Below are 18,454 nucleotides of genomic sequence, written 5' to 3'. Positions count from 1 at the left end.
TTATTCGTCGCTGATAACGGCGTTGGTATAGATGTCCTGCACGTCGTCGAGGTTTTCCAGCGCGTCGAGCAGCTTTTGCATCTTGATCGCGTCGTCGCCGGTGAATTCGGTCTCGGTGGCAGGCTTCATGATGACTTCGGCCACTTCGGCCTTGAAGCCGGCCTTTTCCAGGGCATCCTTGACGTTCGAAAAGGCGAACGGATCGCACAGCACTTCGAAGCCGCCTTCCTCGTCCTGCACCACGTCTTCGGCGCCGGCTTCCAGCGCCGCTTCCATCAGCTTGTCCTCGTCGACGCCGGGCGCGAACAGGAACTGGCCGGTGTGCTTGAACATGAAGGCGACCGAACCCTCGGTGCCCATGTTGCCGCCGAATTTGCTGAAGGCATGGCGCACTTCGGCCACGGTGCGTACGCGGTTGTCGGTCATGCAGTCGACGATGATCGCCGCGCCGCCGATGCCGTAGCCTTCGTAGCGGATTTCTTCGTAGTTCACGCCTTCGAGGCTGCCCGAGCCGCGCTGGATCGCACGGGTGACGTTATCCTTCGGCATGTTGGCGTCGGCTGCCTTGTCGACCGCCAGGCGCAGGCGCGGGTTGGCGTCGATGTCGCCGCCGCCCATGCGCGCGGCGACCGTGATTTCCTTGATCAGGCGGGTCCAGATCTTGCCGCGCTTGGCGTCAGTCGCGGCTTTCTTGTGTTTGATGTTGGCCCATTTGCTGTGTCCAGCCATGTCGAGAATTCCTTAGACGGTATGCAAGAATGGCCGTCATTCTAGCATGCGCACCGTCTGCAAAAAACGACATCGGCTTATGGAAACAACAACAAGGTTCCCCATGCCAGGAGCCCCAGGCCGCCCGCGCAAGCCACCACGGCGCCGCCCGGCACCAGCTTTTCCAGCATCACCAGCCCCGCCAGGCCCAGCAGCGCACCCAGGTTGGTGACCCCGGCCGCGAACAGCAGCAGCATCAGCAGCCACCAGCAGCCCACGCAGTACAGGCCGTGCGTGCAGCCCATGCACAGGGCGCCCGCCAGGCCCGGCCGCCAGCTGGTGATCACGAACGACAGCGGCGCCCGGCAATGGCGCAGGCAGGCGTGCTTGGCCGGCGTCCACTGGTAGATCCCGGCCGCCACCAGCAGCAATCCACACCCCGCGCCATTGACGATGGCCATGCCGGTGTCGAGCACGCCGGCGTCGTGCAGCGCCCATTGCGCCAGCGTGGCGCCTGCGCCGAAGCCGATCCAGGCCGCCAGGTAGCCGAGGATGAAGGCCAGCGTCCCGACGTTCGCTAAGCGTACCGCGCGCGCCAGCCGGTTGATGTGGGCGAACAGCAGGATCACCGGCGTCGCCGCCGGCAACGTGATGGCCGAGAGCACCGCGCCCCACATTGCCAGTACGAGCCCCAGTTCGGCCACGCGGTAGGGCGGCGTCGTCAGCACCGTGCCGGGCGGCGGCGGATCGAGCGTGGCGATGCGCAAGGCGCGAAACACCAGGCAGGCCCAGCAAATTGCCACCAGCAGCGCCAAGCAGGCAATCACGAACGGCCGTTCGCGGCCGGGCTGGGTATCGACGCGGATCAAAGACGTCATCGCGCCACCCCGGCGGGCGGTAGGTGCGGGCAGGGCGGCGAATGCGCCGGTGGCCGTTTCAAGTTCCAGGCCATGTTCCAGTTCGGCATTGTGCATCCTCATTGTTCGGTGGTGGCCGAGGTTGGACTGTGCAGGCGGCCTTGCGTTCCGCGGTGCTGCCGAGCTCGATTTTGTGCTTGGCCGTACAATCGTTGGATGACCCCGCCCGAACTCGCCGCGACTGCAACCTCCATGCCACGCCCGGCCTTCCTTGCCGGCCTTGCGATTGCCATCGGTGGCGCCGTTTTGTTTTCCACGAAAGCCATCGTCGCCAAACTGCTGTACCGATACCACATCGATGCGATCACCTTGATCGCGTTCAGGATGCTGTTCTCGCTTCCGGTGTTTGCCGCCGTCGCCTTTTGGAAGATGCGTACCGAGGCCCCGCTCAGCCCGGCGGACCGCTGGCGCATCGCCGGGCTCGGCCTGATCGGCTATTACCTGTCGAGCACGCTCGATTTCCTGGGCCTGCAATACATTTCCGTCGGGCTCGAGCGGCTGATCCTGTTCCTGACGCCGACCTTCGTGCTGGCGATCACCGCCATCTTCTTCAAGCGCCGCATCGGCCCCTTCGAATGGGGCGCGCTCGCGCTGTCGTACTGCGGCATCGTGCTGGTCTTCATGCACGACCTGGCCGGCGGGGAAGCGAGCAACACGGTATTGGGTGCGCTGTTCGTGACCGGCTCGGCCATTACCTACGCCGTGTACCTGCTCGGCACCGGCGAGATGGTGCGCCGCGTCGGCTCGCTGCGCCTGGTGGCGTATGCGATGTGCGTGTCCGGCCTGGCTTGCGTGATCCAGTTCCTCGTCCTGCGCCCGGTGACGCTGCTGGCGCAGCCGCTGCCGGTGTACGGGCTCTCGCTCGTCAACGCCGTTTTCTGTACTATCTTCCCGGTATTCATGACCATGGCGGCGGTGGGGCGCATCGGTGCGGCCACCGCTTCCCAGGCCGGCATGATCGGCCCGGTGTCGACGCTGTTCCTGGGCTACCTGGTGCTGGGCGAGCCGCTCACCGCCGTGCAGCTGGGCGGCACCGGCCTGGTGCTGGCCGGTATTACCTTGCTGTCCCTGAAAAAATAAGAGGCGAGAAGATGAAACCACGCATCGCGCTGATCGCGCACGACAAGAAGAAGGACGACATGATCGTGCTCGCGGGCGCCTACCGCGACTTCCTGGCCGGCTGCGCGCTGGTCGCCACCGGCACCACCGGATCGCGCCTGATCGCCGAACTCGGCCTGGCGGTCGAGTGCAAGCACTCCGGCCCGTTCGGCGGCGATCTGCAGATCGGCGCCGAACTCGTCACGGGCAACATCGACGCCGTGATTTTCCTGCGCGACCCAATGACGCCGCAGCCGCACGAACCCGATATCAACGCGCTGGTGCGCGCCTGCGACGTCCACAACGTCGCCTGCGCCACCAATCCATCGACGGCTCATTTGTTGCTGAGCCAGCTCATGACAATCAATAAAGAGGAGATCGCAGCATGATGGCCAAGGCAATCCGCATGACCCGCACCGGCGGGCCGGAAGTACTCGAGTACGTCGACGTCGAGGTAGGCGAGCCCGGACCGGGCGAGGCGCGCGTGCGCCAGCATGCGATCGGCCTGAATTTCATCGACGTGTATTTCCGCACCGGCCTGTATCCGATGCCGCTGCCCTCGGGCCTGGGCCAGGAAGGCGCCGGCGTGGTCGAAGCAGTGGGCGAGGGCGTGACCCACGTCCAGCCGGGCGACCGCGTCGCCTACGCCGGGCGCCCGAACGGCGCCTACAGCGCATTGCGCACAATGTCGGCGGATATCCTGGTGCGCCTGCCGGACGCAATCGATTTCGAGACCGCCGCGGCCATGATGCTGCAGGGCCTGACGGTGCAATACCTGTTCAACGGCACTTGCCAGCTCAAACCCGGCCAGACCATCCTGTTCCATGCGGCCGCCGGCGGCGTCGGCCTGATTGCCTGCCAGTGGGCGCGCGCGATGGGCGTGAACCTGATCGGCACCGTCGGGTCCAAGGAAAAGGCGGCGCTGGCGACAGCGGCCGGCGCCGCCCATGTGATCAACTACAACGAGGAAGACATCGTGGCGCGCGTGCTCGAGATCACGGATGGCGCGAAGGTGCCGGTCGTCTACGACTCGGTCGGCAAGGACACCTTCATTCGCTCGCTCGACTGCCTGCAGCCACGCGGGCTGATGGTCAGCTTCGGCAATGCGTCGGGACCGGTGCCGCCGTTCTCGATGAACGAACTGGCGTCGCGCAATTCGCTGTACCTCACCCGGCCCTCGCTGGGCGCCTATGTCGCCACCCGCGACGCGCTGGAAGAACGCGCGGCCGATTTGTTCTCGATGGTCGAGAGCGGCAAAGTGAAGATCGACATCCACCAGCGCTTCCCGTTGGCCGAGGCGGCGCAAGCCCACATCGCGCTCGAAGCGCGCCGCACCACCGGCTCGACCATCCTGCTGCCATGAGGGAGTTCAGCGACGATAACGAGCCGCAAGAGCCGGACACGGTCGGCGCACCGAAGTTCGGGCGTCTGTTGATCGTGTTGCTGCTGGCGGTGCTGCTGATCATCGTGATCACCTTCGCTTCGGAGGCGTATTTCACGTAAGTTGAAATAAAAAAGCCGGAACGCGAACGTTCCGGCTTTTATTTTTTTAACCAGCGCCCAAGCGGCAACTTAGCCATCCTTGCGCTGCAACTCCACCCGTCGCACCTGGCCGCTCGGCCCCGGGAACCCTGCAAACGCGCTTTGCACCAGCGCCGGCATCACTTGCGGCGTCGACAGTTCGCGGCTCAGGTTGTGCACGGTGACGTCAAACAGGCGCTTGTCGCCCTTGTCCTTGATCGACACCTGCAGCTCGCGCCGGTACTGGTGTTCGATCGAAACCTGGTAAGCCGGAACGGGGCTCCAGAACGGGTCGTAGAACGGATGGTGCCAACGGGCGAAGCGTCCACGCGGGCCGAAGCGCGGGCCATAAAACGCGCTATAGCGCGGGCCGAAGTACGAAAAATCGTCGAACATCACCGGCTGCACGACACGCACCGGCACGTCGGTGGTGGTAAAACGCATCGCCACCTTGAGGGCGGCCGGGCTCAGGTTCGATTCGCGGAAGCCCAGCTGCGCCAGCTGGCCGCGCACCAGGTTCTGGTAGCTCTGGTATTCGAGCGTGTTGTCGAAGTTCGGCGGCGCCTCGAAGACATAGCTCTTGTCGTCGACCTGAGCCGGCCACTGGTGGAAGGTCGTTACGTCCGAGCGGATGGTGGTGGCGCACCCGCCCAGCAATAGCGCGGTGAGCGCCATGCCTGCTGCAATCAAGCGTTTCATTCGTTTTCTCTCCAATTTTTTCACGGTCTTTGCCTAGCGTCAGATTGCGCCGCTTCGTCAATTTTCGCAGATTAATTTACACATGGTTACCAACCCTACTTGACGACACATTTCGCACAGGCACGCCGCGGCTGAATTGCGCGGAGCACGCTAAATCTTGTTGGTAAAATAAGTGCTTCTTCGACTGTATATTCCGGACCTTCCCCATGCGCACCGATACGCCCCAGACGATTTACAGGAAAGATTACACCCCGCCCAGCTATCTCGTGGATACCGTCGAACTCGGCTTCGACCTCGATCCGGCGCGCACCATCGTCGCCAACCGGATGACGATGCGGCGCAACCCGGACAGCGCCCAGCGCGAAATCGAGCTCTACGGCGAGAACCTGGAACTGGTGGCGCTGCGCATGAACGGCAAAGCGCTGAGCGAGAAGGATTACCGCATCGAGGGCCACCTGCTGACGATTCCCGATACCCCGGAAGAAGTCACGCTCGAGATCGAAACGATCTGCGTGCCCGAACAAAACACCACGCTCAACGGCCTGTACACGTCGAACGGCAGTTTTTATACCCAGTGCGAAGCCGAGGGCTTCCGTGCGATCACCTGGTTCCCGGACCGTCCGGACGTGATGGCCGTGTTTACCGTCATGCTGCGTGCCGACAAGGAAAAATACCCGGTGCTGCTGTCGAACGGTAACCTGGTCGAAGAAGGCGAGCTCGGCGACGGCCGCCACTACGCCAAGTGGGAAGACCCGTTCAAGAAGCCGAGCTACCTGTTCGCGCTGGTCGCCGCACGCCTGGTCTGCCAGGAAGAAACGTTCCGCCTCAAGGATGGCCGCAATGCGCTGCTGCAAGTCTGGGTCGAAGACGGCAACCTGGACAAAACCGATTACGCCATGCAGGCCCTGAAAAACAGCATCCGCTGGGACGAGGAGCGCTGGGATCTCGAACTCGACCTCGACCGCTTCATGATCGTCGCCGTGGGCGACTTCAACATGGGCGCGATGGAAAACAAGGGTCTCAACATTTTCAACACGAAATTTGTGCTGGCCAATCCGCGCGTGGCGACCGACGTCGACTTCCAGGGCATCGAGGCGGTGGTCGGCCACGAATACTTCCACAACTGGACCGGCAACCGCGTCACCTGCCGCGACTGGTTCCAGCTGTCGCTGAAAGAGGGCCTGACCGTGTTCCGCGACCAGGAATTCTCGGCCGACATGATCGGCACCGACACCGGCCGCGCGGTCGGCCGCATCGACCAGGTGCGTACCTTGCGCCAGGCCCAGTTCCCGGAAGACGCCGGCCCGATGGCGCACCCGGTGCGTCCCGACTCCTTTGTCGAAATCAATAATTTTTACACGGTGACCGTGTACGAAAAAGGCGCCGAAGTCGTGCGCATGTACCAGACCTTGCTCGGCCGCGACGGTTTCAAGAAGGGCATGGACCTGTATTTCGAGCGCCACGACGGCCAGGCCGTCACCTGCGACGATTTCCTGCGCGCCATGGCCGACGCCAACGGCCGCGATCTGACCCGCTTCGAACGCTGGTACAGCCAGTCCGGCACCCCGGTCGTGCGCGCCGAAACCCGTTACGACGAAATCGAAAAGACTTACACGCTGACCTTCTTCCAATCCTGCCCGCCGACGCCAGGCCAGGCCAGCAAGTTCCCGTTCCACATCCCGATCGCGGTCGGCCTGCTGGGTGCGGACGGCAGCGACATGGTCTTGACGATCGACGACGCAGAGCAGGGCACCACCGCCGTGCTGGAGCTGACCGAATTCGAGCAAAGCTTCGTCTTCGAAAACGTGCCCGAGCAGCCGACCCCATCGATCCTGCGCAATTTCTCCGCGCCGGTCATCCTCGACTTCAATTATGGCGACGCCGACCTGCTGCACCTGTTCAGCCACGATAGCGATGCCGTGAACCGCTGGGAAGCCGGCCAGCGCCTGGCCATGGGGCGCCTGCTGAAATTGACCGGCGAAGCCGGCGTCGGCGCACCGCTGCTGCTGGACGATACTTTCCTGGTGGCGCTGGGCAAGATGCTGACCGACGATACCCTCGACCCCGCATTCCGCGAGCAGGCATTGCTGCTGCCTTCGGAAGGCATGGTTGCCGAGCAGATCGAAGTCGTCAATCCGATGTCGATCCACCTGGCGCGCCAGTTCATGCGCGCCAACATCGGCGCCTACCTGCGCACCGAATTGCTGGCGCAATACCAGGCCAACCAGACGCCGGGCGAATACAGCCCGGATGCCCTGTCCGCCGGCAAGCGCGCCCTGAAAAACCTGTGCCTGGCCTACCTGGCCGCGGCACGCGATGATGAGGGCCTGGCGCTGGCCCAGCAGCAGTTCGACGAGGCCGGCAACATGACCGACCGCATCGCCGCACTCGCCGCCCTGGTCGACGCCCGCGCCCCGGGCGCGGACGCGGCGCTGCAGCGTTTCTACGACGAATTCGAGGATGAACCGCTGGTCATCGACAAATGGTTCGCGATGCAGGCAGCCAACCCGCTTGCCGACGTGCCGACCGTGCGCGGCCTGATGCGCCACCAGGCGTTCAACCTGCGCAACCCGAACCGCGCGCGCAGCGTCATCTCGAGCTTCTGCACCGCCAACCCGGTGCAATTCCACGCCCCGGACGGCAGCGGCTACGCCTTCTGGGCCGAGCAGGTGATTACCCTCGACGCGCTTAACCCGCAAGTGGCCAGCCGCCTGGCGCGCTCGATGGACCGCTGGCGCCGTTACACGCCGGAACTGCAGGAGCAGATGAAAAAGGCGTTGCAGCAAGTGGCCGGTCAGCAGCGCCTGTCGAACAACGTGCGTGAAGTCGTCGGCAAAGCGCTCGCCAATTAAAACTATTCAATCCAAGCAAAAGGAAGTCATGAAACGCGTCAGTCTCACGCAACACCTGGTGGAGCAGCAACGCCTCCACAATTCCATCCCGGCCGAGCTGCGCCTCCTGATCGAGGTCGTGGCGCGCGCCTGCAAGCGCATCAGCTATGAAGTCAGCAAGGGCGCCCTGGGCGACATCCTCGGCAGCGCCGACACCGAAAACATCCAGGGCGAAGTACAGAAGAAGCTGGACGTGATCTCCAACGAAATCCTGCTGGAGGCGAACGAGTGGGGCGGCCACCTGGCGGCGATGGCGTCGGAAGAGATGGAAAGCATCCACCCGATCCCGAACCGCTATCCGAAGGGCGAATACATGCTGCTCTTCGATCCGCTCGACGGCTCGTCGAACATCGACGTCAACGTCTCGATCGGCACCATCTTCTCGGTCCTGAAGGCGCCCGAAGGCATGGGCGAACCGACCGAACAGGCCTTCCTGCAGCCGGGCACGGCGCAGGTGGCCGCCGGCTACGCCGTGTACGGTCCGCAGACCATGCTGGTGCTGACCACCGGCGACGGCGTGCACTGCTTCACGCTCGACCGCGAAATGGGTTCCTGGGTGCTCACCCAGAGCAACATCCAGATCCCGGCCACGACCAAGGAATTCGCGATCAACATGTCGAACAAGCGCCACTGGCACGCGCCGGTGCAGCGTTACGTCGACGAAATGCTGGCCGGTAAGACCGGGCCGCGCGCAAAAGATTTCAACATGCGCTGGATCGCCTCGATGGTGGCCGACGTGCACCGCATCCTCAACCGCGGCGGCGTCTTCATGTACCCGGCCGACATGCGCGACCCGGCCCAGCCGGGCAAGCTGCGCCTGATGTACGAAGCCAACCCGATGGCGATGATCGTCGAGCAGGCCGGCGGCGCCGCCACCGACGGCACGCAGCGGATCATGGAGATCGCGCCGCACAAGCTGCACCAGCGCGTGCCCGTGTTCCTCGGTTCGAAGGAAGAAGTCGAGCTCGTGACGCGCTACCACGCCGAATAAATCGATTTTTTGGCCAGTCCGGCAAGAAATTGCCGAGTCGGACTAGCAAGTTTGGCCGGTTGTTTGCTAGAATACGGCTCTTCGTCGGGTTAGCCCCGGTTAAGAGCCGCTGTAGCTCAGTTGGTAGAGCAGCGCATTCGTAATGCGAAGGTCGCCAGTTCGATTCCGGCCAGCGGCACCAAGAATTTGCAGTAAGATCAAAGGGTTACATGCTTCGGCATGTAACCCTTTTTTTATTTCCTTTAGCCGCAAGCGAAGGGACGTAGGGTGGACGGTTCCACTCTGCTGTCTGATTGGTTCGCGGCTTGAATGCCGCCCACGCGTTCGACCAGAGCAAGCATGGACGCGAGGATGCATGGGGCGGTTGAACGCGTGGCGGCCCTGCTCTGCGAGCAGAAGCCTGCATCCGGTTGCCAAGCTAGCTGCATTCTGTTCTTGTTTGTTTCTACTCAACCGTTTTAATTTCCTCCGCTCATCGAAACGGTGCCGAACTGGCGTGCTTCCGCGCCTATTTTCACCCGATCGGCACCGATCCTGCCGGTTCTGTTAGTCAACGCACGGTCCATCGCGCCCATTCGTTATATTTTTTGTATCGCACGAGGTAGCCCGACCGCTGCAATCGTGCGGTACGCCGGAATTGGCGTACGCTTGCAAAACGGGATGCGAAAGTGACGTGGCTGGTTGAGGGAACTTTTGAGCTTGTTCGAGGTCGTCGATTTAACTCATTGACCGAGAGCATGGTATCGACTGATCCATTGATGTAGCGCAGTTCATTTTCGCGCCTCCGTTTTGTTTCGAACGGAATCGAGGAAGAATGTGGTGAGGGTCGGGCACCGGTCTACTCCGCGTTGGTCTACATTTTATAAGGACAAAAGTCATGGATAATCAGAAGTCGAGCGAGGGAAAAGGCGTTGATGCTAGCAAGCAAGGCAGCAGCATTGGCAAGGATCAGTCGAACAACCTGAACAAGAGCAGCACCGGTTCGTCGGCCAGCGCCGGTTCGTCGGGCAGCCTGTCGGGCGGCGCGTCGTCGAGCGCCAGCCCGGCAACCGGTTCGAGCAGCGGCTCCACCGGCAGCATGGGTTCGAGCGGCGCCGGCAGCAGCGGCGGCCTGAGCGGTTCGTCGAGCGGCGCCAGCGGTTCGTCGGCATCGGGTTCGTCCGCATCGGGATCGTCGACCGGCTCGACCGGCTCGTCGCTGTCGGGCACGGCCGGCACGGGTTCGGTCAGCGGCGGTTCGTCGTCGGCAGGTTCGTCGGGCGCCATGGGTGGCGCATCGTCGGGCACCGGCGCACTGGGCAGCTCGTCTGTCACGGGTTCGACCGGTTCGACCGGCGGTTCGTCGTCGTCGGGCGCCCAGGGCGGTTCGAGCGGCGCCAGCGCCGGTTCGGGCAGCGATTCGTCGTCGACCTCGACCGCAGCCGGCGTGCTGGCAGCGGTCAAGCCTGACGAACTGCACAAGACGATCGACAAGGCCGCCGAGGCAGCCCAGCCAATCGTCGAGCGCGTCGTGAGCACGGCCCACGCCGGCGTCGACAAGCTGAGCGGCCTGCTCAGCGGTGCATCGACCCAGTTCACCGACCGTTCCGCGCAAGTGACCGACACCTATCAGCAACTGGCTGACTCGGGCCGCGAATACGTGCGCAACAAGCCGGGCACCGCCGTGGCAATCGCCCTCGGCGCCGGCTACATCCTGGCAAAACTGCTTGGTGGCAGCAACCGCCGCCGCGACGACTACTGATCGGTAGCGTTTCACTGGACGCACCCGGCCGGCGCAACGCCCGGCCGGGCGTCCGTTTTTCATTCATAACAAAAAAAGGACACCATGCAAGCTCATTCAACGAGTGCGACGACGCACGTCCCTATCAATGGCGACGCCGTCGAAACAGCGCGTTCCGGCGTTTCCTGGGGCGCCATCCTGGCCGGCGCCGCCGCGGCCACCGCACTGTCGCTGGTGCTGTACCTGCTCGGTTCCGGCCTCGGCCTGTCCGCCGCGTCTCCCTGGTCCGACAACAGCGGCGTGGCCTTCGGCGTCGGCGCGATTCTCTGGCTGACGCTGACCCAGCTGGCCGCCTCCGCCATCGGCGGCTACATGGCCGGGCGCCTGCGCGTCAAGTGGACCAGCGTGCATACCGACGAAGTCTATTTCCGAGATACCGCGCACGGTCTGCTGACCTGGGCGGTGTCGACCATGCTGGCCGCGGCGCTGTTCTCGAGCGTGATCGGCAAGATGACCGGCACCGCGGTCGATGCCGGCGCCGGCGTGGCCAAAGCCACCATGGCCAGCGGCGCGGCCGCCACGGCAGCCGCCGCCAGGGACAACGGCGACAGCGCCGGCGGCAACCCGCTCGACTATTTCTCGGACATGATGCTGCGCACCGACAAGCCTGACACGACCGGCGGCAGCGCCGACCTGCGCCAGGAAACCATGCGCATCCTCGCCAACGCCATCAAGAACGGCAGCCTGGCCACCGACGACCGCGCCTACCTGGCCAGCCGCATTGCCGCCCGCACCGGCCTCGACCAGGCCAGCGCCGAAAAGCGCGTGGACGACGTCTATGCCCGCGGCGCCGCTGCCGCCGCCAAAGCCAAGGCCACCGCCAAGGAAGCCGCCGACACCGCCCGCAAGGCCGCTGCCGGCACCGCACTCTGGCTGACGGTCGCCCTGCTGGTCGGCGCCTTTGTCGCCAGCTGGTGCGCCACCCTGGGCGGCAAACTGCGCGACGGCGTCGCTGCCGTATCCCGTCGTTAATTTAAGGAGAACCGTATGCGTTCGATTCTGTTGTGGCTGATAGGGATTCCGATTCCGGTCATCATCCTGCTCGCGATTATTTTCTGAGCGGTTTAAAGTAAGAACAAAAACGCCGGCAGGGATGCCGGCGTTTTTGTTTGTGGATACGTCGTATCGGCGGGCATGCCCGCCCTACGGCGCACCATGGCCGCAGATTATATTGTTGGCCGACGTGTAACGTAGGGCGGGCATGCCCGCCTTCGCCATCAATGACGCGGCACACCTACTTCATCGCCGACGGCTCACTCACCCGCACCGGCTCGTTGGGATGCTTGCGCAACCGGCGCACCCCGCGATTCATCAATCCCTTCAGGTCGTCGACATAGGTAAACACCGCCGGCACCACCAGCAGGCTCAGCAAGGTCGAGGTGATCAACCCGCCGATCACCGCAATCGCCATCGGCGACCTGAAGCTTGGGTCGCCCGACAGGCCCAGCGCCAGCGGCAGCATGCCGGCGCCCATCGCGATCGTGGTCATGATGATCGGCCGGCTGCGCTTGTGGCAGGCGTCGACCAGGGCATCGAAGCGGTTCATGCCGGCCTCGCGCGCGAGGATGGCGTAGTCGACCAGCAGGATCGAGTTCTTGGTGACGATCCCCATCAGCATGATCAGGCCGATCATGGTCGGCATCGACAGCGCACTGCCCGTGAGCAGCAGGGCGATGAAGGCGCCGCCGATCGACAGCGGCAGCGCGGCCAGGATGGTGATCGGCTGCATGAAGTCGTGGAACAGCAGCACCAGCACGCCGTAGATGCACAACACGCCGATCGCCATCGCCACGCCGAAGCTGGCGAACAACGCCTGCATTTCCTGGGCGTCGCCCAGTTCCGCGATCTGCACCGAAGCCGGCAACTGCTGGAAGGCGGGCAGGGCGCGCGCTTCGGCATTGACGTCGCCCAGCGAGCGCCCGCCCAGCTCGACGTCGAGCGTGACATTGCGGCTGCGGTTGAGGCGATTGATCTCGGCCGGGCCGCTTTCCATGGTGATGTCGGCGACGGTTGCCAGCAGCACCGGGCCGTTCTTGCCGGGCACCGTCAGGCGTCCGATGGCGTCGAGGTCGGCGCGCACAGCGTCGGGCAATTTGACGCGGATCGGCACCTGGCGCTCGGACAGGTTCATCTTCGCCAGCGATTGCTCGTAGTCGCCGGCGGTGGCCACGCGCACCGTCTCGCCGATCGCCGCCGCCGTCACGCCGAGATCGGCCGCGCGCGCAAAGTCGGGGCGCACGATGATTTCGGGGCGCACCAGCGAAGCGCTGGAGCTGACGTTGCCGATGCCTTGCAAACCACGCAGTTCGCGCTCGGCGCGCTGGGCGGCGGCGGACAGGGCGGCCGGATCTTCGCTGCGCAAGACCAGCTGCAGCTTGCCGCCGGTGTCGGCCTGGCCGACGCTGAAACGCGCGCCCGGAATGCCGGACAATTCCGTCCGTATGCGGCGCTCGAGCTCCGACAGTCCCTCGTCGCGGTCGCTGCGATGCGAGGTAGTCACGGTGAGTACCGCGCGCCGCGCTTCGGCCGAGGCGCCGGGGGCAAAGGCGTCGCCGCTGGAGCCGCCGCCGATCGAGCTGAACACGCTTTTCACGCCGGGCACGCGCATGGCGGCGGCGCGCGCCTGTTCGGCCACGCCATGGGTTTGCGCCAGCGTCGAGCCGGGCGGCAGTTCGACGTTGACGATGGTCTGGCCGCGGTCGGCCGCCGGCACGAAACCGGTCGGCAGCAGCGGCACCAGCGCGATCGAGCCGGCGAAGAACAGCATCGAGACGATCGCCGTGATGCGGCGGTGGCGCAGGCACCACTGCATGCTCGCCATGTAGCGCCGCATGAGCGCGCCGTCCTGTTCGACGTGCGGCTTCGACGGCTTCTTCATGATGTAGGCCGCCATCATCGGCGTCAGCAGGCGCGCGACCACCAGCGAGGCGAGGATCGCCAGCACCGCCGTCCAGCCGAACTGTTTGAAGAAGCGCCCCGGAATGCCGCCCATGAAGGCGGTCGGCAGGAACACCGCCACCAGCGAGAAGGTGGTGGCGATCACCGCCATGCCGATTTCGTCGGCCGCCTCCAGCGCCGCCTGCATCGGGCTTTTCCCCATGTGCAGGTGGCGTGCGATATTTTCGATTTCGACGATGGCGTCGTCCACCAGTACCCCGACCACCAGCGCCAGCGACAGCAACGTCACCATGTTCAGCGTATAGCCGAACAGGTACTGGCCGAGGAAGGCGGGAATCACGGACAGAGGCAAAGCGGCGGCCGCGACGAAGGTGGCGCGCCAGTCGCGCAGGAACCACCACACCACCAGCACCGCCAGCACCGCGCCTTCGTACAGCATCTCCATCGAGGCGTCGAAGTTTTCCTGCACCGGCTCGGCGTTGTCGACGACTTCGGTCAGTACCAGGTTCGGATGCGATTTCTGCAGTTCGGCGACTGCGGCACGCGCGCCGGCGGCGACTTCGGTCTCGCTGGCGCCGCGCGTGCGGAAGATCTCGAAGCCGACCACCTTGCGTCCATCCTGCTCGGCCAATGCGCGCGGTTCGGAGACGGTGTCGGACACGCGCGCGATTTCGTCGAGGCGCACGCGGCGCCCGTCCGGCAGCGGGATGTCCATGCGCGCCAGTTCCTGCGCGCTGCCTACCGTCGCCAGCGTACGCACCGACTGCTCGGCGCCGCTGACGTCGCCGCGTCCGCCAGGCGCTTCTCTCTGCACGTTGCGCAGCTGGCGCGACACGTCCAGCGCCGACACCCGCAGCGCGGCCATGCGCGCATCGTCGAGTTCGACCCGCACTTCGCGATCGACCCCGCCCACGCGTTTTACCGCGCCCAGGCCGGGCACGGTCAGCAGGCGCTTGGCGGCGGCATTGTCGACGAACCAGGACAGTTCCTGGTCATCTAAACCGTTGGTGCCTGGCTTGGACGCGGCCGTAAAAGTCAGGATCGAGCGCCCGGCGGTGGCCGCCTTGGTCACGCTCGGCTCGCGCATCTCGGCCGGCATGTCCGCGCGCACCTGCGAGACGGCGCCGCGCACGTCGTTCTCGGCGTCCGACAGGTTCTTTTCGAGGATGAATTCGACGGTGACCGTGGCCACGCCGTCGAGCACCTTGGTGTAGATATTCTTGACGCCCTGCAGGGTGGCGACCGAATCCTCGATCTTGCGCGCCACCTCGGTCTCCAACTGGGCGGGCGCCGCGCCATCGAGGGTGGCGGTGACGGTCACGATCGGCAGTTCGATATCGGGGAAGAACTGGACTTTATTGGCTTTGAAGGCGAGCAGGCCGGCCAGCGTCAGCAGGGCGAACAGCAGGATCGCCGGGATCGGGTTGCGGATCGAAAGAGCGGAAAAGTTCATCGTCTGCCCTTAGCGCGCCGCGACCTTGGCGGGAGCGGCCGGCGCCGCTGCCGGCACGTTCCGCACCAGGTCGCCATCGTTCAGGAAGCCGGCGCCGTTCACGACGATCTGCGCATCCGGCGCCAGGCCGCTGACGACCTCAATACGGTCGCCCAGGCGGCGCCCGGTGGCGATCTTCAGCTGGCTGACGCGGCTGTCCTTGTTCAGGCGGAACACGTAGCTGAAACCGTCGCGCACGGCGATCGCCTGCTGCGGCACCGTGAGCGCGTTCGAGGCGCCGAGTTCGAATTCGCCGCCGGCGAACATGCCGGCCTTCAGGGGCGCGTTGGCCGAGAGGCTGGGGGGCAGGTCGACGTACACCAGCGTGGTGCGGGTCTGCGCATCGACCGTCGGCGCGATCATGCGCACCTTGCCCACGACTTCGCCGCCGCTGGCGCCCTTCACACGCACGCGCGTGCCCGGCTTGATGCGGCCGACCTCAAGAGCCGGCAGTTCGGCGCGCCATTCGAGGCGGCCCTGGCGGATCAGGCGGAACAGTTCGGTGCCGACGCCGACCACGGCGCCCACGGTGGCGCTGCGCGCCGAGATCACGCCGCTGTCGGGCGCCACCACCTGCGTGTATTTCAGGCGCAGCTGCTGCTGGGTGAGCGTTGCCCTGGCGGCGGCGACGCGCGCGGCCGCGGTGCGCTCGGCGGTGAGATATTGGGTGACCTGCTGCTCGCTCATGGCGCCCGAACTTTTCAGCGACTGGCCGCGGCGCGCGTTGGCGGCGGCTTCGGCGGCATTCGCCTGCGCTTCCTGCAGCGCCGCGCGCGCCTGCTCGACGTCGGCATTCACGGTATCGGCCGAGAACACGGCGAGGGTTTCGCCTTTTTTGACGACGTCGCCGACGTTGACGCGCACTTCGAGCAGGCGCAGCCCGCCCGACTCGCTGCCGATCACCGCTTCCTGCCAGGCGGCGACGTTGCCGTTGGCGCCGAGTTGCAAGGGCAGGCTGGCCGTGGTCGGCGCCGCCGTGCTGACGGTCAGGGCCGGGGTGGCGGGAGCGGCCGTTTTCCTGGCGTCGTCCTTACCGCACGCGGCGAGCAGGAGGCAGAAGAGGGCGGCCGAGCCGATGAGTGAAGTGCGCGATGTCGTTGAGGGCATGTGCTTGGATTTCCGTTCCATGGTCGGGCAAGGCGGATGCCTTGAACGCAATGGAGCAGTTTATCAAAAGGCACGAAAAATGGATGCGAATTGGAGCATCGCCCCGATCTACGCGCCGCGCAGCAGGAGTACGGCCAGCACCAGCATCAGCGTGCCGGTCAGCGCCTCGATCACACGCCAGACCGCGGGACGGCCCAGCACCGTGGCAAAGCGCCGCGCGCCCAGCCCGAGTGCGCTGAACCACAGCACCGAGGCCGCCATGGCGCCAGCGGCAAAGGAGCCGCGCTGGTCGCCGGCCAGGCTGCTGCCGACCGCGCCCAGCAGCACCACGGTGTCGAGATATACGTGCGGGTTCAGCAGCGACAGCGCAAGCACCGTGACCAGCGCCCGTTGCAGGCTCTGGCGACTGTCTTGCCCCGACAGCGCCAGCGCCGCGCCGCCGCGCAGGCTGCTCGACCAGCAACGCCACCCATACCAGATGAGAAAAGCGGCGCCGCCGTAGCGCGCCAGCGCCAGCAGCGGCGGCGAGGATTCGATGACGCTGCCCAGGCCGGCCATGCCGAGCGCGATCAACGCCACGTCGACCGCGATGCAGGTGAGGACGGTCGCGAATACGTGCTCGCCGCGTACGCCGGTACGGATCACATGGGTGTTCTGGGCGCCGATCGCCATGATCAGGCTGGCGCCGAGGCCCAGGCCTTGCAAGAAAATTTGTTGGGAAAACATGACAACCTCAAGACAGAAGAGCCGCGATTTTCCCAAGGGCAGACCACTACTTCAATTATATTTATGATTATTAAAGGTACCCAAGAAATACTTAATAATGAAAATCGATCCGCGCCGCAGCAGTGCATTCACCGCCGCCGTCGATACCGGCAGCCTGGAAGGGGCAGCCGACCAGTTGGGGATCACGTCGTCGGCAGTCTCGCAACGCATCTCGGCGCTGGAACAGGAATTCGGTACGCCGCTGCTGGTGCGCAGCCGTCCGTGCCGCCCGACCATTCCCGGCATGCGCCTGCTGCAATACCTGCGCCGCAGCCTGCTGCTCGAATCCGAATTCCTGGCCGAGATGGGGATGGATGCCGGGCCGGCGCGCGTCGCCCTGGCCGTCAACAACGACACGCTCGCCACCTGGCTGCTGCCGGCGCTGGCGCCGATCCTGGCCGCCGAGGGACTGTTGGCAGAATTCGTGCTCGACAACCAGGGCCATACTTTCGCCTTGCTGGAAGAGGGGCGCGTGCTGGCCTGCATCTCCGGCAAGGCCCAGCCGATGCACGGCTGCACCGCGACGCCGCTCGGCCTGATGCGCTACCGGATGGTGGCTTCGGCCGACTTCGCCCGCCGCTGCTTCCCCGACGGCCTCGAGCGCGAGGCGGCCAGGGTCGCGCCGGTGGTCGTGTTCGACCGCAAGGATTCGCTGCAGTCCGCCTTCCTGCTCGAACACCTCGGCCTGCCTGAAGGCAGCTACCCCTGCCATTATGTGCCGGCCAGCGATCCGTATGTGCATGCGATCCGGCTCGGACTCGGCTACGGCATGCTGCCGCTCGAACAATGCCAGCACTTGCTGGACGCGGGAGAATTGGTCGACCTGGCGCTGCAGTTTCCGGTGGACGTGGCGCTGTACTGGCATGCATGGCGCATCCAGCCGCAGCGCGTCGAGCGCATGGGCGCGGCGCTGGTAGAGGCGGCGCGGACGGTGCTGTTGCCGCTGCCGGATGAAGAACAGGGCTAGAATTGGTTGATCGAGGGAGGTCGCCATGAACATGCCGCTACTGATCGCCACCGCCTGCGCCGCCTTGCCCGGCTGTGCCACCGGCCAGGCCGTGCCGGAACCACGCATAGCCGCCGCGCCGACTGCACCCTGTGCCGCGCCGACCGATAGCCTGCGCGCGTCGAGCGCCCTGCCGGCCCGCGCCAGCACCCGTCCCGAACCGCAACTCGGCAGCGTCGCCGCCGCTGGGCGCGTGCCCTCACATGCATCGACGCCATCGGCGCGCGCAATGGCGGCAGTGAGGGCGCGTGCCGGCGACAACACCCACGTGAAAAAAAATACACAAGCTCCTTGCGCGAGCGCCGCAACATCGGGCGCACCGGCAGACGGCAAAGCAACGTCGGACGACCCGTAAATGCCTTCTATGCGTGCAGGATTGAGCGTATTCGCACTGCGATGGTGCGTTGCGTCATAATCTGATCCATACGACATGGATCGTCAGAAAATGCCTACACAGACAGGAGGGAAAGTCCCAGCTGCGCAGTAGTTTTACTGTATTGCGCTGCACAATAAACGGAGGTATATTGGACCTGTCTCCTCCAGTTTTTCTCCGAAATTCTGGATTACCGCCCGCTACCGCA

Annotated in this window: 17 protein-coding genes and 1 tRNA gene; 11 read left to right on the top strand and 7 right to left on the bottom strand. The window is 65.0% G+C overall.

Features of this window, described 5'->3' with window-relative positions:
• The gene (locus tag AC56LG_RS06855) at window positions 1-729 is read right to left on the bottom strand and encodes a YebC/PmpR family DNA-binding transcriptional regulator (RefSeq protein ID WP_497165359.1); all 729 of its coding nucleotides are present in this window, start codon (window positions 727-729) and stop codon (window positions 1-3) included.
• Window positions 730-806: 77 nt separating this feature from the next.
• The gene (locus tag AC56LG_RS06850; protein WP_497165358.1) at window positions 807-1,682 is read right to left on the bottom strand and encodes a DUF2182 domain-containing protein; all 876 of its coding nucleotides are present in this window, start codon (window positions 1,680-1,682) and stop codon (window positions 807-809) included.
• Window positions 1,683-1,817: 135 nt separating this feature from the next.
• Between AC56LG_RS06850 and AC56LG_RS06845 the strand changes: the two genes are divergently transcribed.
• Genes AC56LG_RS06845 through AC56LG_RS06830 form a run of 4 tightly spaced genes read left to right on the top strand, consistent with a single transcriptional unit; the run spans window position 1,818 to window position 4,226 of the window.
• A complete protein-coding gene (locus tag AC56LG_RS06845) occupies window positions 1,818-2,705 on the top strand; it encodes a DMT family transporter (RefSeq protein ID WP_497165357.1) in 888 nt (295 codons plus the stop codon).
• Between the two features lie 11 nt (window positions 2,706-2,716).
• Window positions 2,717-3,112, top strand: coding sequence for a methylglyoxal synthase (locus AC56LG_RS06840; protein ID WP_497165356.1), 396 nt, complete (start codon window positions 2,717-2,719; stop codon window positions 3,110-3,112).
• Window positions 3,112-4,086, top strand: a complete 975-nt coding sequence (locus AC56LG_RS06835) for a quinone oxidoreductase family protein (RefSeq protein ID WP_497165827.1) — start codon at window positions 3,112-3,114, stop codon at window positions 4,084-4,086. The genes AC56LG_RS06840 and AC56LG_RS06835 overlap by 1 nt, the downstream gene beginning before the upstream one ends.
• Window positions 4,083-4,226 (top strand): hypothetical protein, encoded by a 144-nt coding sequence (locus AC56LG_RS06830; protein WP_192049446.1) that lies wholly within the window; start codon window positions 4,083-4,085, stop codon window positions 4,224-4,226. Before AC56LG_RS06835 ends, AC56LG_RS06830 begins: the two co-directional genes overlap by 4 nt.
• A 69-nt stretch (window positions 4,227-4,295) precedes the next feature.
• Here the strand turns inward: AC56LG_RS06830 and AC56LG_RS06825 are convergent, their stop codons facing one another.
• Complete coding sequence (locus AC56LG_RS06825) at window positions 4,296-4,943, bottom strand: DUF4136 domain-containing protein (protein ID WP_497165355.1); 648 nt, start codon at window positions 4,941-4,943, stop codon at window positions 4,296-4,298.
• Window positions 4,944-5,149: 206 nt separating this feature from the next.
• Here AC56LG_RS06825 and pepN point away from each other — a divergent pair, with 206 nt between their 5' ends.
• The 3 genes from pepN to AC56LG_RS06810 all read left to right on the top strand — a co-directional run bounded on the left by pepN (window position 5,150) and on the right by AC56LG_RS06810 (window position 9,006).
• Complete coding sequence (gene pepN / locus AC56LG_RS06820) at window positions 5,150-7,795, top strand: aminopeptidase N (RefSeq protein ID WP_497165354.1); 2,646 nt, start codon at window positions 5,150-5,152, stop codon at window positions 7,793-7,795.
• A gap of 28 nt (window positions 7,796-7,823) precedes the next feature.
• The gene (locus tag AC56LG_RS06815) at window positions 7,824-8,825 is read left to right on the top strand and encodes a class 1 fructose-bisphosphatase (RefSeq protein ID WP_497165353.1); all 1,002 of its coding nucleotides are present in this window, start codon (window positions 7,824-7,826) and stop codon (window positions 8,823-8,825) included.
• Window positions 8,826-8,930: 105 nt separating this feature from the next.
• A tRNA-Thr gene (locus tag AC56LG_RS06810) sits at window positions 8,931-9,006 on the top strand.
• A 767-nt stretch (window positions 9,007-9,773) separates the two neighbouring features.
• On the opposite strand, the gene AC56LG_RS06805 is transcribed toward AC56LG_RS06810, so the two are convergent.
• The gene (locus AC56LG_RS06805; RefSeq protein WP_497165352.1) at window positions 9,774-10,268 is read right to left on the bottom strand and encodes a hypothetical protein; all 495 of its coding nucleotides are present in this window, start codon (window positions 10,266-10,268) and stop codon (window positions 9,774-9,776) included.
• On the opposite strand from AC56LG_RS06805, the gene AC56LG_RS06800 reads away from it, so the two are divergent.
• Both AC56LG_RS06800 and AC56LG_RS06795 read left to right on the top strand, forming a co-directional pair.
• Complete coding sequence (locus AC56LG_RS06800; protein ID WP_497165351.1) at window positions 10,252-10,566, top strand: ElaB/YgaM/YqjD family protein; 315 nt, start codon at window positions 10,252-10,254, stop codon at window positions 10,564-10,566. The genes AC56LG_RS06805 and AC56LG_RS06800 overlap by 17 nt on opposite strands.
• A gap of 84 nt (window positions 10,567-10,650) precedes the next feature.
• Complete coding sequence (locus AC56LG_RS06795; RefSeq protein WP_497165350.1) at window positions 10,651-11,577, top strand: hypothetical protein; 927 nt, start codon at window positions 10,651-10,653, stop codon at window positions 11,575-11,577.
• Between the two features lie 262 nt (window positions 11,578-11,839).
• Here the strand turns inward: AC56LG_RS06795 and AC56LG_RS06790 are convergent, their stop codons facing one another.
• The 3 genes from AC56LG_RS06790 to AC56LG_RS06780 form a co-directional block, all read right to left on the bottom strand.
• Window positions 11,840-14,956, bottom strand: coding sequence for an efflux RND transporter permease subunit (locus AC56LG_RS06790; RefSeq protein ID WP_497165349.1), 3,117 nt, complete (start codon window positions 14,954-14,956; stop codon window positions 11,840-11,842).
• 9 nt (window positions 14,957-14,965) lie between these two features.
• Complete coding sequence (locus AC56LG_RS06785) at window positions 14,966-16,102, bottom strand: efflux RND transporter periplasmic adaptor subunit (protein ID WP_497165348.1); 1,137 nt, start codon at window positions 16,100-16,102, stop codon at window positions 14,966-14,968.
• A gap of 108 nt (window positions 16,103-16,210) precedes the next feature.
• Window positions 16,211-16,828, bottom strand: a complete 618-nt coding sequence (locus AC56LG_RS06780; protein ID WP_497165347.1) for a LysE/ArgO family amino acid transporter — start codon at window positions 16,826-16,828, stop codon at window positions 16,211-16,213.
• A 97-nt stretch (window positions 16,829-16,925) separates the two neighbouring features.
• Here AC56LG_RS06780 and AC56LG_RS06775 point away from each other — a divergent pair, with 97 nt between their 5' ends.
• Entirely contained in the window at window positions 16,926-17,834 is a 909-nt protein-coding gene (locus tag AC56LG_RS06775) for a LysR family transcriptional regulator ArgP (protein ID WP_497165346.1), read from the top strand.
• A 25-nt stretch (window positions 17,835-17,859) separates the two neighbouring features.
• Window positions 17,860-18,228 (top strand): hypothetical protein, encoded by a 369-nt coding sequence (locus AC56LG_RS06770; protein ID WP_497165345.1) that lies wholly within the window; start codon window positions 17,860-17,862, stop codon window positions 18,226-18,228.
• Window positions 18,229-18,454: the final 226 nt, after the last annotated feature.

This window comes from Telluria sp. ZB2R32 (assembly GCF_059685715.1).
The sequence above is the reverse complement of the archived record's forward strand: the minus strand, read 5'-3'. Positions and strand labels throughout refer to the sequence as shown.

Coding starts and splice junctions, on each gene's coding strand:
- AC56LG_RS06775 (WP_497165346.1), top strand. CDS start 16,926: ATGAAAATCGATCCGCGCCGCAGCAGTGCATTCACCGCCGCCGTCGAT.
- AC56LG_RS06795 (WP_497165350.1), top strand. CDS start 10,651: ATGCAAGCTCATTCAACGAGTGCGACGACGCACGTCCCTATCAATGGC.
- AC56LG_RS06780 (WP_497165347.1), bottom strand. CDS start 16,828: ATGTTTTCCCAACAAATTTTCTTGCAAGGCCTGGGCCTCGGCGCCAGC.
- AC56LG_RS06855 (WP_497165359.1), bottom strand. CDS start 729: ATGGCTGGACACAGCAAATGGGCCAACATCAAACACAAGAAAGCCGCG.
- AC56LG_RS06785 (WP_497165348.1), bottom strand. CDS start 16,102: ATGCCCTCAACGACATCGCGCACTTCACTCATCGGCTCGGCCGCCCTC.
- AC56LG_RS06840 (WP_497165356.1), top strand. CDS start 2,717: ATGAAACCACGCATCGCGCTGATCGCGCACGACAAGAAGAAGGACGAC.
- AC56LG_RS06835 (WP_497165827.1), top strand. CDS start 3,112: ATGGCCAAGGCAATCCGCATGACCCGCACCGGCGGGCCGGAAGTACTC.
- AC56LG_RS06845 (WP_497165357.1), top strand. CDS start 1,818: ATGCCACGCCCGGCCTTCCTTGCCGGCCTTGCGATTGCCATCGGTGGC.
- pepN (WP_497165354.1), top strand. CDS start 5,150: ATGCGCACCGATACGCCCCAGACGATTTACAGGAAAGATTACACCCCG.
- AC56LG_RS06815 (WP_497165353.1), top strand. CDS start 7,824: ATGAAACGCGTCAGTCTCACGCAACACCTGGTGGAGCAGCAACGCCTC.
- AC56LG_RS06790 (WP_497165349.1), bottom strand. CDS start 14,956: ATGAACTTTTCCGCTCTTTCGATCCGCAACCCGATCCCGGCGATCCTG.
- AC56LG_RS06830 (WP_192049446.1), top strand. CDS start 4,083: ATGAGGGAGTTCAGCGACGATAACGAGCCGCAAGAGCCGGACACGGTC.
- AC56LG_RS06850 (WP_497165358.1), bottom strand. CDS start 1,682: ATGCACAATGCCGAACTGGAACATGGCCTGGAACTTGAAACGGCCACC.
- AC56LG_RS06825 (WP_497165355.1), bottom strand. CDS start 4,943: ATGAAACGCTTGATTGCAGCAGGCATGGCGCTCACCGCGCTATTGCTG.
- AC56LG_RS06770 (WP_497165345.1), top strand. CDS start 17,860: ATGAACATGCCGCTACTGATCGCCACCGCCTGCGCCGCCTTGCCCGGC.